The sequence below is a fragment of the Pseudoalteromonas sp. APC 3250 genome (assembly GCF_030407915.1).
GTDB lineage: Bacteria > Pseudomonadota > Gammaproteobacteria > Enterobacterales > Alteromonadaceae > Pseudoalteromonas > Pseudoalteromonas tetraodonis.
Genome location: NZ_JASDCM010000025.1, coordinates 1 through 14,359, shown reverse-complemented (window position 1 = coordinate 14,359; position 14,359 = coordinate 1). Strand labels below are relative to the sequence as shown.

Here is a 14,359-nt window from a genome sequence, read left to right as displayed (position 1 = left end):
GGAACATTGCAATTAAAAAACTGTCAGCATTTTAACGGCTGAAAATTCATAAAAGCACACTTTAGAACGTAAAAAAGAGCATACATGCTCTTTTTTACGTTAATTGGAGTAGAGGCGTTAGATGTCTTTGGGCTTTTCAATGTAGTAACCTTGAACACCATCTAGGCATAACGTTTCTACAATGTGTTTTTCTTCTTGGCTTTCAACGCCCTCAGCAAAAACACTGACACCAATTCGGTGAGCAAGGTCGACCATTAAACGCATAAAGTACTGATTATTTTTATCATCCTCTAAGCCTCGGGTATAACTTGCATCCATTTTAATAAAGTCTGGTTTTAAATCTCTGAAAAACTTAAATGATGTGAGTCCTACACCAAAGCGTTCAACAGTAATTCTGGCTCCAACGCGATGCACCATATCAATAAAACGTTTGCTTGCTTTAATGTTTTGTTGCAGACCAAATTCACTCACCTCAAAAATTAACTTAGAAGCAATATGGGTATCTTTAAGCAAACGACGCTCTAACCAAATCATAAATTGGTCACTGTGCGCACTTGAAGGGGTAATATTTAAGCCAAAGTATTTTTCAGATAAATTACTCGATTTTATTCTTTCTAATGACGATTCTATAATTAACTTATCAATTTCTATTGCCATATCGAGCTTTTCAGCCATTGCTAAAAATGAAGCGGTAGGCAAAGCTTGATTTTCTTCTGTTTTGAAGCGGGCTTGAATTTCAGCATAGGCTTTAATGCTTTTACCTAATGGCATAATATTTTGGATCACTAAGTGGACGCTTTTAGACTCGATCACTTCGTTAATCACTTTACGCCAGTTTTGGTTACCAAACCCTGCGCTCACATTATTAACAAGATCAGTATCGCGCTGCACATGCCACGCATTAGCTTGCTTAGATTGCGCCATACTCATTGCGTTATCAACGATAGAGAGCAACTCACCTAAAGGTTTGGCTTTTTCGTATCCCACAATACCTGTGTTTGCAACCGAGCTAAGCTCTTGGTTTTGCATATATTGAGTAAAGCGAGATTGTAAGTTTTCACCAAATTTTTCAGCTTCTTTTAACGGGGTATTCGGCAATATAATTATAAAGTCAGAGCTGTTTACTCTAAAAACTTGACTGCCGGAATAGGTACCACTGATATTTACTATGATATCTGCAACCGACTTAATGTACTCATCACCTTTTTGATAGCCTCGACTTTGATTAATTGACTGTAACTCACTACAGCGGACAAGTGCTAAAGAGCCAAATGTACTTATTTCGGTGTTTTCTATATTTTTTTCGTAGTAATCAACAAACATATTGCGATTACCTAATTCAGTAACACCGTCTTTGTAGGCTTCACGTTTAATATCGTGGGCTGCATTTTTTATATTGTCGTTTTTACTTTTTAAAAAGTGCGATAAACGATTAAAGCTAGGAATTAAACTTTTCCCTAACTTAGCTAACTCAGGTGAATCAATTTTAGTTGCAAAATCATCACCTAGTTGGTTTTGATTGATATATACATCAATAACATCAGCAACGTCCGTACATATATTGTCATTAATGTGCTTAACAATGGTTTTCATCAATATAATAGGTATTAGGGCGAGTAGGGTGCTAACAATTAAAATAACAAAAAACGCGGTTTGAAACTGCTCACCCAAGTGAGTAATGTTTAATTTAAATTCAATTTTTATATCGGCGTTATTATTTGTGGCGTACTGAGGACGTACTGAGTTGCTACTAGATTGAATAAGCTCAGCAATAAAAGGTAATTGCACTGCATTGTTAACCGAAAATACTTCAACGCCTTGATAGTCACGTAAAACAAAATTTGAAAAGGTTTCACTAGTTGCAAGCGTATTTTTAAGATTTTCTGCTGATATATCTGTCGCAGAGAGATTTTTAATGTATTGCTCAACGGTCGCTTGTGCATTTTTTTGAGCGTTGCCGATGGCATTATCAAAATTTTGGCTAATAAAATAACTACCAGCGGAAACAAGTACCAGCCAAGCTAACAGTTGTATAAGAATAAGTTTTTTGAAAGCTGCCATTATTTAATCTTTTTATGTCAAATGGGGGAGGACACAACCTCATGATTATTAAACTAATTATAGCTCGATATCAATAGTTATCAAATGGTTAGTTTTTTAAGCAAAAAAGTTTTTATTTTAAAAGAAGAATGGTAGAGCAAATTGGAGGGTATGTCTATGTGATTGTAGTAAATTGGCTCCCCCTCCCCGACTCGAACGGGGGACCTGCGGATTAACAGTCCGTCGCTCTAACCAACTGAGCTAAGGGGGAACTAAAATGTACTTCTTATGACTTGGCTCCCCCTCCCCGACTCGAACGGGGGACCTGCGGATTAACAGTCCGTCGCTCTAACCAACTGAGCTAAGGGGGAACTACATCATAAACATAAACTTGGCTCCCCCTCCCCGACTCGAACGGGGGACCTGCGGATTAACAGTCCGTCGCTCTAACCAACTGAGCTAAGGGGGAATCGTTTATGGCTGAAAAACTTGGCTCCCCCTCCCCGACTCGAACGGGGGACCTGCGGATTAACAGTCCGTCGCTCTAACCAACTGAGCTAAGGGGGAAGCGTCTTGCCTTTCAACGGGGCGAAATATTAATGACCGCATAGCAAAGTGTCAACATATAAAAGATCATAAATTCAAAAAAGAGGTCTATTCGTTGTTTTTATGTGCAATCTGCGCGTTTTATAACACTATTTAAGTAAAGCGCAGTGATATTGTTTTATAAAAACAGGGCAATATTTGCATGAAGTTTGTAATTTGAGGCAATAAAGTGATGAGTAAAATTTAAGAAAACGGCTTTTAATAGCAAAAACGCGTTCTATTTCCTGTATTTTTATAAAGCGATAATTAACTTATTTAAAATAAATGGCTCCTTTTTATTTTGGTACGTTAAAACGGTTGAACTAAATGCCTTTTAGTTACGTAAAATGAAATTAGCGCTAAAACATAATATAAATTTTGACCGCACCAATAACGTTTTGTACAAAAATAAAACAATCAATGAGTTAGCTACCTGTTTGAGTGTGTTACTCACTGATATTAGTCTAAGAAAAAATCACCTTCATACACATAATAGGGGCATACAATGCTGTTTGCATATTGGTAACGGAAAAAACCAAATGATCAGACAATTTAGCACTCGGTTGTAGCCCTTTATAAACGTGGGGTTGATTGAGTTATCCACGGTTTCTGTGGATAACTCTGTTTATTAAACTTTAAGAACATCAGCACCCCCAGCATTGTAGGGCGCTACAACGATTTCAAGTATTAAAAAGCTTTTTTTTTATATATTAAAAAACAAAGGCTTATGATTCAGCTAAGTTACTCACTTAAACGATAAATAAAATTTTTCGTGACGATAAAGCATCATCGCTAACTGTGTAATAAAGCAACAAAATCTAAAAGGTAAATGTTGCAAAAGTTACATAAATGTATTTAATTTGATTTTTGATGTGTTTGTGCAAAATTTATTTACAACAGCGTAAAAGTAATAGTTTGTAGATTAAAGGCTGATTTAGTTGTTTAGATTTAATAAAGCATGGCTTGAACTCTCCGGATGCTTTAAAATATGCCGTTCAGTAAAAGAGGCTTATTTATTTTATGCGCGCACATTCTCAATCACATACTCGCCCTGATTTACTCACTGCTCCAATCTTGCCTACGTTAAAGAAAATGACCGTTCCAATGATCTTTGGGATGATTACCCTGATGATGTTCAACATAGTTGATACTTTTTTTATTAGTTTATTGGGTACAGAGCCGCTTGCTGCAGTGAGTTTTACATTTCCTGTTACTTTTACCGTGATTAGTTTAGCAATTGGTTTAGGTATAGGGACTTCTGCGGTTATTGCAAAAGCATTAGGCAGTAACAATTTAGAAGAAGCGCGTTTTGATGCCAGTGTTTCGTTGTTGGTAGCGGTAATATTGGTATTAATTTTATCTGCTAGTGGCTATTTATTGATTGATCCAATATTTACGTTGCTTGGGGCAGGGGAGCAAGTACTCCCGCTAATTCATCAGTATATTAGTATTTGGTTTTTGGGCAGTGTGTTTTTAATTACCCCAATGATTGGTAATTCTGTACTGCGTGCGAGCGGTGATACTAAAACACCGAGTATTATTATGGGGGGGGCTGGACTTATAAATGCTGTACTCGATCCTGTACTTATTTTTGGTTTTGGCCCCATTCCTGCGTTTGGCATTAAAGGAGCCGCCATTGCCAGTGTTATAGCATGGGCAGTTGCTGTGGCAATTATTTTATACTTATTAATTGCTAAAAAGCGCTTATTGAGTTTAAAAGCAGGGTCGCAAACGGTTATTGGAGCAATTCGTAAAATATTAAAAATAGGCTTACCCGCAGCAGGTGCTAACATGCTAACACCGGTTGCTATGGCAGTAATGACGGCATTGGTTGCACATCATGGTCCAGAGGCTGTGGCTGCTTTTGGAGTAGGGAGTCGAATAGAATCAATAGCGAGTTTGGTGGTATTAGCATTATCGATGACTTTGCCACCTTTTATCAGTCAAAACTTTGGAGCCAGTCATTTTTCTCGCGTAAAGGATGCTTACCTAGGAACCTTAAAATTTGTGATGTTATGGCAGTTTGTTATTTATATTTTATTAATTATGTTCTCAGGCGTCATCAGTGAAATATTTGGTAAGGAGCAAGCCGTTGTTGATGTCATAAAACTGTTTATTTATACCATTCCTTTAAGTTATGGTTTGCAAGGAGTGATCATTTTATCAAACTCCTCGTTTAACGCTTTACACAAACCCATGAACGCCTTAGTTTTAAGCGTTATTCGATTGTTTGTTTTTTATATTCCCTTTGCGTATATCGGGAACGAACTCGCAGGCTTAATCGGCTTGTTTATTGGCGCGGCCATTGGTAATTTATTTACAGCACTTGTAGCCTACAGGTGGTTTATGAAAGAAATTGAAGCGTTAAGCAGTCAAGCATTACAGGAGTGTAGTCATTGAGCGATCATTTTCAGCTAGTATCAAAATTTAAACCCGCAGGGGATCAGCCAACCGCTATTGCTCAGTTGTGTGAAGGCTTAGAAGCCGGACTGGCCCAGCAAACCTTATTAGGCGCAACGGGAACAGGTAAAACGTTCACTATGGCTAACATTATTAGTGATTTAAACCGGCCAACTATTATTATGGCGCATAATAAAACCTTAGCGGCGCAATTGTATGGCGAAATGAAAGAATTTTTTCCACACAATGCGGTTGAATACTTTGTATCTTACTACGATTACTACCAACCTGAAGCCTATGTGGTAGCCAGCGACACCTTTATCGAAAAAGACGCATCTATTAATGAGCATATAGAGCAAATGCGACTCAGCGCCACCAAAGCGCTTTTAGAGCGACGCGATACCATCATCGTTGCGTCAGTATCGGCAATTTATGGTTTGGGCGATCCTGACTCATACATGAAAATGATGCTGCTTTTAAAAGTGGGTGAAAAGGTCGACCAACGTGACATGCTGCGCCGTCTTGCAGAGCTACAATATACGCGAAACGATATTGATTTTAGTCGCGGTACATACCGCGTTCGTGGTGAAGTAGTTGATATATTTCCAGCTGAATCAGACACCTATGCAGTGCGTGTAGAAATGTTTGATGACGAAGTTGAACGCTTAAGTATTTTTGACCCATTAACCGGTGCGGTAGAAAAACACATAGTGCGTGCCACTATTTATCCTAAAACTCACTATGTAACGCCACGAGAAAAAATTCTCGAAGCCATAGAAAAAATTAAAGCAGAGCTCAAAGAGCGCAGAGCACAATTGCTCAGCGCAAACAAGTTAGTAGAAGAGCAACGCATAGCTCAGCGTACCCAATATGATATAGAAATGATGACCGAGCTTGGTTATTGCTCTGGTATTGAAAACTATAGCCGTTATTTATCGGGGCGCACACCTGGCGATCCACCGCCAACATTACTGGACTATTTACCCGACGATGCATTAATGATTATTGATGAATCGCACGTAACCGTCTCGCAAATCGGTGCCATGTATAAAGGCGATAGAAGCCGTAAAGAAAACCTCGTTGAATATGGTTTTAGAATGCCCTCAGCTATGGATAACAGGCCACTGCGTTTTGAAGAGTTTGAGGCTATTGCACCACAAACCATTTATGTATCGGCCACCCCGGGCGACTTTGAATTAGAGCGCAGCAACGGCGAAGTTGCAGAGCAGGTTATTCGCCCAACTGGTTTACTTGATCCTGTTATTGAAGTGCGCCCGGTAGGCGATCAGGTTGATGATTTACTCTCAGAAATTTACAAATGTGTTGAATTAAAAGAGCGTGTGCTGGTAACTACGCTTACTAAACGCATGGCTGAAGATTTAACCGACTACTTGAGTGAGCACAATGTAAAAGTACGTTATTTACATTCTGATATTGATACCGTAGAGCGAGTAGAGATTATTCGTGATTTACGTGCCGGTGTATTTGATGTGTTAGTAGGCATTAACTTACTACGTGAAGGCTTAGACATGCCAGAAGTGGCACTAGTGGCTATTTTAGATGCCGATAAAGAAGGCTTTTTACGCTCAGCACGCTCACTTATTCAAACGATAGGCCGTGCGGCGCGCCACCTTGATGGTCGTGCCATTTTATACGGTGACAGAGTGACTAAATCGATGGCTAAAGCCATTGAGGAAACTGACCGACGCCGAGAAATACAGCATGCTTATAATGTTAAGCATGGTATTGAACCTAGTGCATTAGTTAAAAAGATACTTGATGTAATGGATGTAGGCCAAGATGCTTCACCGCAAGACAACCTACAGCTTATTCGTAAAGAATCTAAAAAAATCCTCAGTGCTAAAGAAATTGCAACGCAAATTAAGCAATTAGAAACCAAAATGCATGCGTATGCCAGCGATTTAGAATTTGAAAAAGCCGCCTCAGTGCGCGACGAAATACATGAACTACAACAACAGTTGATTAATTAAATGACAACCGATTTTACTCCCCTTATAAATGCTTTGGCAGACACGCCTTTTTCCGATAATGAGCTTTGCCGCGTTTTTCATGGACGCGGCCACAGTGTTGAAGCGCTTAGCCATATTAACTTAGACTTTTACCCACCAAGTTTGTTTTTGGTGTCATACAGTGAAATTGACGAGGAAACACTCGCTGCACTCACCGATACGTTATGGCAATGGGCACAAAAACATCATCCAGAGTTAATTACTGCATTGGTGTATCAGCAGCGAGCTGGGCTGCAAAGCCATAACACCCTTGTTCACGGTCAACTGCCAGTTCGTCATAGCGTAGCCGAAAACGGGGTGCGTTTTTTGGTTGATTTAATGAGTAAGCAAAACACCGGTATTTTTCCTGATATGCGAAAAGGCCGTGAGTTTGTCATGCAAAATAGTAAGCACGCCAAAGTACTTAATTTGTTTTCTTATACCTGTGGTTTTTCGGTTGCGGCTATGCACGGCGGCGCAGATCATGTGATGAACATGGATATGAGCAAAGGTGTGTTAAAAGTGGGTAAGCAAAACCACCAACTCAATAATGTCGATCGTGGGGTCAGTTTTTTACCGCACGATATTTTAAAGTCGTTTGGTAAGCTAAAAAAAGCCGCACCGTTTGATTTGATTATTGTTGATCCGCCCAGTTTTCAAAAAGGCAGTTTTATTTTAACCAAAGACTATCAAAAAGTGCTGCGCAGACTTCCTGAGCTTTTAAACGATACTACACAGTTATTGCTATGCGCTAATAGCCCAGAGCTTACAGAAAACGATTTTAAAGCACTTATTGAAGAGCATACTCAAGGTGCTATTGAATTTGTTAAACGCCTAGAACCTACCGATCGCTTTATTGAAATTGATAGCGATAAAAGCTTAAAAGCATTGGTGTACAAAACAAAAACATAGTGAGTTAAATGAAACTGAGTAAACGTTTAAACGCCATCAATTCGTTAATTACACAGTCTTACGATATTGTTTGGGATTGTTGTTGCGATCATGGCTTTTTAGGTATGGCATTACTTGAGCGCGGCATAGCCAAACAAATAAACTTTGTTGATATTATTCCAGAGTTAATGGAAGCGCTTGAGCAGTCGCTACAACAATTTGAGCAAGGAAAGTCTTTGCCTTCATGGCAAGTGCGCTGCGAAGATGTTGCGCAAATTAAACTGCCAACAGGTGCTAAGCAAGTAATCGTTATTGCGGGAGTGGGGGGCGATTTATGCTTAAAGCTCATTGAGCAAATTATTGCTAATAATCCGCACAGCCTTAAACAACTAAGTTTTATTATTTGCCCTATTATGCACCTCTATAAAGTACGTGCGGGTTTAAAAGCGTGTAATTTGCAGCTCGATAGCGAGCAAATTATTGTTGAAAACAAGCGTTTTTACGAAGTGCTACAAGTCAGTTTTAATGCCACCGGCACTATTACTAAAACGGGGGCTCATATGTGGGATAAACATAACCCTCAACATCATCAATATCAGCAACAATTGCTTGACCATTATACTCGAATGCTCAATAAAGATAGAGTTTACTATCAAAAAGTTATAACAGAGTATCAACGCGTATTTGAACGCTAAATACTGCCAAAAAGTGTGATCGCTTTTTATGATTAACTACGTAAAGTGCTTCATAGTTAATATCTTGCCGCTAGGCAGATTTATTTGGTTTATATATGTCAGATAACAACACAAAAATTGAGTCATTATTAGATGATGGGCAAAAATGGCAACACAGTTACGAGCAACCTATTTCGTATGCGCCCCTAGTACAACTGGCTAATAAAAATTGGATTGTTCCGCAGCATTTTTTGCGTTACAAGCATACGCTGGCCAGTGTTAATGAAGTGCTTAACGACATTAGTTTTTCCAACCACTTTAGTGTGCTAGCAGCTGAAAAAAACAGTGATGTTTATTTGCAAGTAGCAGTACTTAGTCCAGACAATTATCGCGCTGATAATAAAGCAAAAAAACTATTGTTTGGTCGCCGTTGGCCAGTAGAGCAGAACCTGCCTACCTCGGAGCTTATTCAAACTGCATTTTTAGCGTTAAAAGTGGCGCGTGAGCATGAGGTAAGAGAGCTTTTTCAGCTGCAACACCAAGGCGCAACTAGTACGCCATTTAATAATCATCATGACTTACCCGTTATGGCACAAAATCCCGAGCTTGTTAAAAGTACATCGTTTAAAAATATTTCATTGAACGAGCTGATAGATCGCCTTGTGTTTGCGGATAACCAAATAGAGCTAATTAACTGCCAAGCTATAATCACCGGTGAGCAGGTGTATACGGTTAAACTTTATTGCGATAGTTGCCAGCTGAGTGAGTTTAATAACAAAACTTTGTCATTTTTAGCACCGGATACAACAACAAATAGCTTTTTACATAGTTTTATTGCCGCATTGGTTGCTATAAGCAATGATCATGTGAGCGAGCATTTTAAATACCAAGGTTTTGCACGTTTTAGTAAGCATGTACAGGCGGAGCAAATAGGCGAGTTAAGTGTTTCTATGCGTTCGCCAAGTTCAGTTAGTTTGTGCTCAATGGGTAAACAAGAGGCGAATCAGTTAAATTTTGAGATAGACAGTGGCCGAGCGCCACAAGGGTGTGGTCAAGCAATTGGTGGTTTTTTAGCTGCCCATGGCATTGAGCAGCCTGAAAACGCACATTTATACCCAAATTACTTGTAACGTATACATTAAAGTTTGTTTATTTCTTGTTTTACGTTGTAGCTTGAGTCGGTAACAATGGCTTCAAGTGTTTGTACTCGTTGTTTAAGTTCACTCACTTGAGCGGTTACCTCAGCTAGTTGTTTGTGTGCGTCTTGATTGTTGTCCTGTACTTTATGTTTAAATTCAAGGTGCTTTTTATACATATCGTAAATAACTCCCGAACCTACAGAAATAAGTACAATGAGAACTATCATTGTTGTGCCAGACATAATTACTTCCTTTAACTTTTCTTTAAGCTTAAATTATAACCATAATTAAGCGCTCATAAAGCTAATTAATTGTAACTTTATTTGTATTTATAAATATTCGATAAGTCATTGTTATTATTTGTGACGCCACCATATAGTAATTATGAATTTTTTAATCGATACAAGGAGTAGGTATGTTAAATAATAAAATTCCACCGGTTGTGGTTGTGGTGTTTTTTGCTGCTGTAATGGCACTGATTGCACATTATACCGTGATTGATTTTAGCGCATTTATTACTTATCTCTCGCTAGCACTTGTCGCTACTGGGTGTATATTTTGTATTGCTGGGGTAGTGAGTTTCCGGTTTGCTAAAACAACAGTACTACCTAACAAACCAGAACAAGCGTCTAGTTTAGTTACCTCAGGTGTTTATAAATTCTCTCGTAATCCGATGTATTTAGGTTTTGCGTTTATATTAGCAGGCTGGGGCGTGTGGCTGGGTTCAATGTGGGCTTTTTTAGGTGTAGCAGGGTTTATTGCTTACATTACCTTATTTCAAATAATCCCAGAGGAACGGGCGTTACATCAGTTATTTGGTGAGCAATTTGACGATTATAAATCACGAGTAAAACGCTGGCTTTAACGTTTTATCGCAACAAAAAAGGCTACCCTTGGTAGCCTTTTAGTGTATTAACGTTAAACTTTACTCATATTCAAGCGGGTCTGTCACGTTGTTAAGCTCAAAGGCCTCTAAACGTTCTTGGCAGGCACCACATTTACCACACGCTTTGTCACGACCATTATAACAGGTCCATGTTTGGCTGTAGTCTAAGCCCATTTTAATACCGTCGGTTAAAATATCGATTTTAGTATTGTTTAAATACGGGCTAAAAATTTCTACTGCATCGTAATTTGCAATACGACATACATCATCCATCTTTTTAACAAACTCAGGACGACAGTCAGGGTAAATTGCATGATCGCCTGAATGCGCGCCGTAATATACTTTGCTCGCTTTAAGCGACACTGCATAACCTACCGCTAAGGAAAGTAAAATCATATTGCGGTTAGGCACAATGGTGCTTTTCATGCTTTCTTCTTCGTAATGGCCTTCTGGCACATCAATATCGTCTGTTAACGACGAACCACCAATAAGCTGATTAATTGCTGATATATCAACAATTTTGTGCGGGACATTTAGCTTTTCACATACGTTGGCGGCAACTTTAAGTTCTTTAACATGACGCTGACCATAATCAAACGAGAGGGCATAAACATCATGGCCTTGCTGCAAGGCTTTATTTAATACAGTAAATGAGTCCATACCGCCGGAATAAATAACAACTACTTTTTGCGTCATACGTGGTTTGCTCTTTAGTTTTGATAGAGGTTTATATCAGGGCGCGATATACTACACGGCCAAGGCATAAATGACAATTTTTGCACCGTGCTTTGCGATTTTTAATAGTAACAATTTTGCCGTCAGGTTGTAAGTGAGATTTCTTTTGTACAAAATTAATGAAGTGTTTGAAACCATTCAAGGTGAAGCGAGCTTTACCGGTACGCCGTCTATATTTTTACGCCTGCAAGGTTGTCCTGTGGGATGTTCGTGGTGTGACACTAAACAAACCTGGGATGTTGATAATGTATATAAAGTATCACTAGATGACACGGTAGAAAAAAAAGCCGACTCAGATCATTGGGCTGAGGCCAGTGCCGCGCAGGTCCTGGAGTTATTTAAATCCCGTGGCTATACCGCCAAGCATGTTGTGATCACCGGTGGTGAACCTTGCATGTACGATTTAAATCCAGTATGTAATTTATTGCATGATCATGGCTTTAGCACGCAAATAGAAACCAGTGGCACCTTTGAAATTCTCGCCCCTGCCCAAACGTGGGTTACGGTATCACCAAAAATTAATATGCGTGGTGGTTACAAAGTATTGAGCAGTGCTATGCAACGCGCCGATGAAATTAAACATCCGGTTGCTATGCAAAAGCACGTAGAAGAACTGGAAGAGTTATTTGTCGCCACGGGTGTTAACCCAAAACTGGTATATTTACAGCCAATCAGCCAAAAAACGTCGGCAACTAAATTAGCCATTGATACTTGTATCGCCAAAAACTGGCGCTTATCAATTCAAGTACATAAGTATTTGGGTATTAGTTAAAGAGAAAGCGCAGCTGCAAGTGTTTAGCTAAATACTCATCAAGAAGAGATACAAGGTTGGGTGAGTAAATCCCAACCTCCCTTAACAAACAAGGCGCAGTTCGCTTACTGCTCCCAGGTAAACAAACTTCAGCTCATAAAGCCAAGCAGGCTTTAAATATAATTTTCATCAATAAACTGGCACCACTGCTGAGTATTTAATTCTGGTACGCCTGGCTTATTTCTAATACCGAGTTTAAACATGATTACAGAGCGCCATTCTAAAGAGCCAATGTCTGGCCCATGTCCATAACCGTCACCGGTACTTATTTGCTGTTCAACATGATTAAACCATGGTTCAGAGCACGGCGAATATTTTTCACCCTTTTGCGCAACACTACTGCATCCAGCAATAATGAGTAATAAAGGGGCCATTAATAGTTTCATATTTTACCTATGTGTTTATTTTGCTAATCGCTGCTGTGTTAAGTTTAAACGCTTATGTGAGCTGTATACTTGCAACCTTTCATCGTCCGTAATTAAAAATGCATCCATTTCTACAGATATTAAAGCTGATATGGGGAAAATCTCTAAAACACCAAGATCAGCAAGTTTAGCTGAAAGAAGTGCCGTTTTGCCGTTAGCAATAAAGGTAGAGTCTTGATCACGGTAATCGCCATCAACATATAGTTTTGCACCACCAAACCATGAGTTAACAATTTTAATTTTATGACCCTTAACTGTGAATTCGAACTCTTTTCTCATTTTCAAACTCCATTATGGTTGTTATGTTTTTTCTTTAAACTCAACAGGTACTTCAATTTCAATGCCGCAACCTTTTCCATAGCTAAAAATAAATGCATACTTTTCGCCATTAAGAGGTTTAGCAATAAACCAAGCTTTTGTCTTTCCTTCTTCTTTGACCACAGTTGTTGGTATGGCAAATAGTGGGTCATCTTGCTCACCTACTGCAACCCAAACAAAATTAAACATCTCTTCTTTAATTTTCTCTGGTAAATATACTGTAACGGAAAATGAACTATTATTTTGCTGTACACTTACATTAAATAAATGATTGTATTTTAAGTTCCATGCTGCAACTTGATCATCAGTTTGAATGCATGATGCAGCAGAAGAGCCAAATCTAAACAGATATAATAAAAATAAACATCGCATTATCGATTTACCTAAAACCAATAGTTATTTCTCCTGATTAGTTGCTTGTTAGGTGCATTATGATTCTATTTCAGCTTCTGACTTAATAAGCTCCGAGATCTTAGATAAATCGAATTCATCGTGAGGAATAATTTCAATTTTATCAGTAAACTTTGATGACATGGATTTAAGATTTTTGGCTAGGAAATGATCCCACTCATATAAGAGTTCGAGGATGTCTGCCTTTACAAAATGATCTTCACCATTTGTATTTGACGAATAGCCTTCAACAGAACCATTTAATAGTGCATGTCGGTCGAGAATATAAGAACGTCTATCAGAGCTATATCCTGTGTTTACGGTGTGTGAAGCGTAATACGTCCTAAATAGAAAGATTGGTAACTCGTCCGCCTCACTCTTTGAAAATGGTATTTTTAATTTAGAAGATAGTGCTATTAAAGCTTGTAGCTGAAGATAACAGGCATTGAATATTCCGTACATGCGTAAGTATGCTTCACCAAATTTTTCGTTTCTCGATTCATGTATATTGATTCCATGATTGTAGAAGTCATCCTTAGCTAGTTGAGTATCTTCGAGCAGATACAAAGAATCTATTACAAATCCATAGTCACGGATATTGTCTAATTCGAGTATTGAAATAATTTGAGAATTAAAATCATCAGAGATGTTTATTGAGCATAAGCTTAAAACTTCTAGCATTATTTTAATGCGTAAATCAATTAAATTAATATTGCTCATTCGCTTAATATTTACTCCTTGCACCTTACTATTTTCTAGTCCGCGCGTCGCGCAGGTTTCTACTATGTCACGCTCATTTATTTAATTTATATAGTTTTAACAAATTACCTAAGATATTACTATCACAAACTTTTCTATGACTTTTAAGCAAAGCTAATACTAAAAAACGTTGTTATTGAGCAGCGCTTTTGTTTTTATTTTGTTGAACCTGATACGACTCTATAAAAGTGGACACTTATTTAAGGAATAAGTGTTATGAAAATCAAAACTAGGCGTAGTCATTCAATTGAATTTAAAACAAAAGCAGTTGAACAATCGTTAGACTCTCCAGATACT

The 14,359-nt window shown here is 38.4% G+C and carries 14 protein-coding genes and 4 tRNA genes; 7 read left to right on the top strand and 11 right to left on the bottom strand.

Annotated features, from left to right (window positions below):
* Positions 1 to 117: 117 nt before the first annotated feature.
* The 5 genes from QL986_RS17680 to QL986_RS17660 all read right to left on the bottom strand — a co-directional run bounded on the left by QL986_RS17680 (position 118) and on the right by QL986_RS17660 (position 2,607).
* Positions 118 to 2,061 carry a GGDEF domain-containing protein gene (locus tag QL986_RS17680; RefSeq protein ID WP_013465281.1) on the bottom strand — a complete coding sequence of 648 codons (1,944 nt, stop codon included), beginning with the start codon at positions 2,059 to 2,061 and terminating at the stop codon, positions 118 to 120.
* A gap of 173 nt (positions 2,062 to 2,234) precedes the next feature.
* Positions 2,235 to 2,311: transfer RNA gene (locus tag QL986_RS17675), tRNA-Asn, on the bottom strand.
* 23 nt (positions 2,312 to 2,334) lie between these two features.
* Positions 2,335 to 2,411, bottom strand: a tRNA-Asn gene (locus QL986_RS17670).
* A 21-nt stretch (positions 2,412 to 2,432) separates the two neighbouring features.
* Positions 2,433 to 2,509, bottom strand: a tRNA-Asn gene (locus QL986_RS17665).
* Between the two features lie 21 nt (positions 2,510 to 2,530).
* Positions 2,531 to 2,607 (bottom strand) — tRNA-Asn (locus QL986_RS17660).
* 1,038 nt (positions 2,608 to 3,645) lie between these two features.
* On the opposite strand from QL986_RS17660, the gene QL986_RS17655 reads away from it, so the two are divergent.
* From QL986_RS17655 to QL986_RS17635, 5 genes are all read left to right on the top strand, one after another.
* Positions 3,646 to 5,025, top strand: coding sequence for an MATE family efflux transporter (locus tag QL986_RS17655; RefSeq protein WP_290191769.1), 1,380 nt, complete (start codon positions 3,646 to 3,648; stop codon positions 5,023 to 5,025).
* A complete protein-coding gene (gene uvrB / locus QL986_RS17650) occupies positions 5,022 to 7,016 on the top strand; it encodes an excinuclease ABC subunit UvrB (RefSeq protein ID WP_008468252.1) in 1,995 nt (664 codons plus the stop codon). The genes QL986_RS17655 and uvrB overlap by 4 nt, the downstream gene beginning before the upstream one ends.
* Positions 7,017 to 7,946, top strand: a complete 930-nt coding sequence (locus tag QL986_RS17645; RefSeq protein WP_290191768.1) for a class I SAM-dependent methyltransferase — start codon at positions 7,017 to 7,019, stop codon at positions 7,944 to 7,946.
* A gap of 8 nt (positions 7,947 to 7,954) precedes the next feature.
* Entirely contained in the window at positions 7,955 to 8,620 is a 666-nt protein-coding gene (locus QL986_RS17640) for a tRNA (adenine(22)-N(1))-methyltransferase TrmK (protein WP_290191767.1), read from the top strand.
* A 95-nt stretch (positions 8,621 to 8,715) separates the two neighbouring features.
* Positions 8,716 to 9,729, top strand: coding sequence for a hypothetical protein (locus QL986_RS17635; protein ID WP_290191766.1), 1,014 nt, complete (start codon positions 8,716 to 8,718; stop codon positions 9,727 to 9,729).
* A gap of 8 nt (positions 9,730 to 9,737) precedes the next feature.
* Here QL986_RS17635 and QL986_RS17630 read toward each other — a convergent pair whose 3' ends face one another.
* Positions 9,738 to 9,980 carry a hypothetical protein gene (locus QL986_RS17630; protein WP_010388451.1) on the bottom strand — a complete coding sequence of 81 codons (243 nt, stop codon included), beginning with the start codon at positions 9,978 to 9,980 and terminating at the stop codon, positions 9,738 to 9,740.
* A 173-nt stretch (positions 9,981 to 10,153) separates the two neighbouring features.
* On the opposite strand from QL986_RS17630, the gene QL986_RS17625 reads away from it, so the two are divergent.
* The gene (locus tag QL986_RS17625) at positions 10,154 to 10,603 is read left to right on the top strand and encodes an isoprenylcysteine carboxylmethyltransferase family protein (protein ID WP_054201169.1); all 450 of its coding nucleotides are present in this window, start codon (positions 10,154 to 10,156) and stop codon (positions 10,601 to 10,603) included.
* Between the two features lie 60 nt (positions 10,604 to 10,663).
* On the opposite strand, the gene queC is transcribed toward QL986_RS17625, so the two are convergent.
* On the bottom strand, positions 10,664 to 11,320 hold the full coding sequence (gene queC, locus QL986_RS17620) for a 7-cyano-7-deazaguanine synthase QueC (protein WP_008110177.1): 657 nt from the start codon (positions 11,318 to 11,320) through the stop codon (positions 10,664 to 10,666).
* 145 nt (positions 11,321 to 11,465) lie between these two features.
* Here queC and queE point away from each other — a divergent pair, with 145 nt between their 5' ends.
* Entirely contained in the window at positions 11,466 to 12,131 is a 666-nt protein-coding gene (queE, locus tag QL986_RS17615; RefSeq protein WP_055013381.1) for a 7-carboxy-7-deazaguanine synthase QueE, read from the top strand.
* 152 nt (positions 12,132 to 12,283) lie between these two features.
* On the opposite strand, the gene QL986_RS17610 is transcribed toward queE, so the two are convergent.
* The 4 genes from QL986_RS17610 to QL986_RS17595 are packed head-to-tail and all read right to left on the bottom strand — an operon-like array spanning position 12,284 to position 14,023.
* Positions 12,284 to 12,556 carry a hypothetical protein gene (locus QL986_RS17610; RefSeq protein WP_290191765.1) on the bottom strand — a complete coding sequence of 91 codons (273 nt, stop codon included), beginning with the start codon at positions 12,554 to 12,556 and terminating at the stop codon, positions 12,284 to 12,286.
* 15 nt (positions 12,557 to 12,571) lie between these two features.
* On the bottom strand, positions 12,572 to 12,874 hold the full coding sequence (locus tag QL986_RS17605) for a hypothetical protein (protein ID WP_024601110.1): 303 nt from the start codon (positions 12,872 to 12,874) through the stop codon (positions 12,572 to 12,574).
* A 21-nt stretch (positions 12,875 to 12,895) separates the two neighbouring features.
* The gene (locus QL986_RS17600) at positions 12,896 to 13,306 is read right to left on the bottom strand and encodes a hypothetical protein (RefSeq protein ID WP_236613509.1); all 411 of its coding nucleotides are present in this window, start codon (positions 13,304 to 13,306) and stop codon (positions 12,896 to 12,898) included.
* Positions 13,307 to 13,342: 36 nt separating this feature from the next.
* On the bottom strand, positions 13,343 to 14,023 hold the full coding sequence (locus QL986_RS17595) for a hypothetical protein (protein ID WP_024601111.1): 681 nt from the start codon (positions 14,021 to 14,023) through the stop codon (positions 13,343 to 13,345).
* Positions 14,024 to 14,359 lie beyond the last annotated feature (336 nt).

Bases quoted from the DNA above. Each gene is read 5' to 3' on its own strand.
- QL986_RS17680 (WP_013465281.1), bottom strand. From the start codon at position 2,061: ATGGCAGCTTTCAAAAAACTTATTCTTATACAACTGTTAGCTTGGCTG.
- QL986_RS17655 (WP_290191769.1), top strand. From the start codon at position 3,646: ATGCGCGCACATTCTCAATCACATACTCGCCCTGATTTACTCACTGCT.
- QL986_RS17645 (WP_290191768.1), top strand. From the start codon at position 7,017: ATGACAACCGATTTTACTCCCCTTATAAATGCTTTGGCAGACACGCCT.
- QL986_RS17640 (WP_290191767.1), top strand. From the start codon at position 7,955: ATGAAACTGAGTAAACGTTTAAACGCCATCAATTCGTTAATTACACAG.
- QL986_RS17635 (WP_290191766.1), top strand. From the start codon at position 8,716: ATGTCAGATAACAACACAAAAATTGAGTCATTATTAGATGATGGGCAA.
- QL986_RS17630 (WP_010388451.1), bottom strand. From the start codon at position 9,980: ATGTCTGGCACAACAATGATAGTTCTCATTGTACTTATTTCTGTAGGT.
- QL986_RS17625 (WP_054201169.1), top strand. From the start codon at position 10,154: ATGTTAAATAATAAAATTCCACCGGTTGTGGTTGTGGTGTTTTTTGCT.
- queC (WP_008110177.1), bottom strand. From the start codon at position 11,320: ATGACGCAAAAAGTAGTTGTTATTTATTCCGGCGGTATGGACTCATTT.
- QL986_RS17610 (WP_290191765.1), bottom strand. From the start codon at position 12,556: ATGAAACTATTAATGGCCCCTTTATTACTCATTATTGCTGGATGCAGT.
- QL986_RS17605 (WP_024601110.1), bottom strand. From the start codon at position 12,874: ATGAGAAAAGAGTTCGAATTCACAGTTAAGGGTCATAAAATTAAAATT.
- QL986_RS17595 (WP_024601111.1), bottom strand. From the start codon at position 14,023: ATGAGCAATATTAATTTAATTGATTTACGCATTAAAATAATGCTAGAA.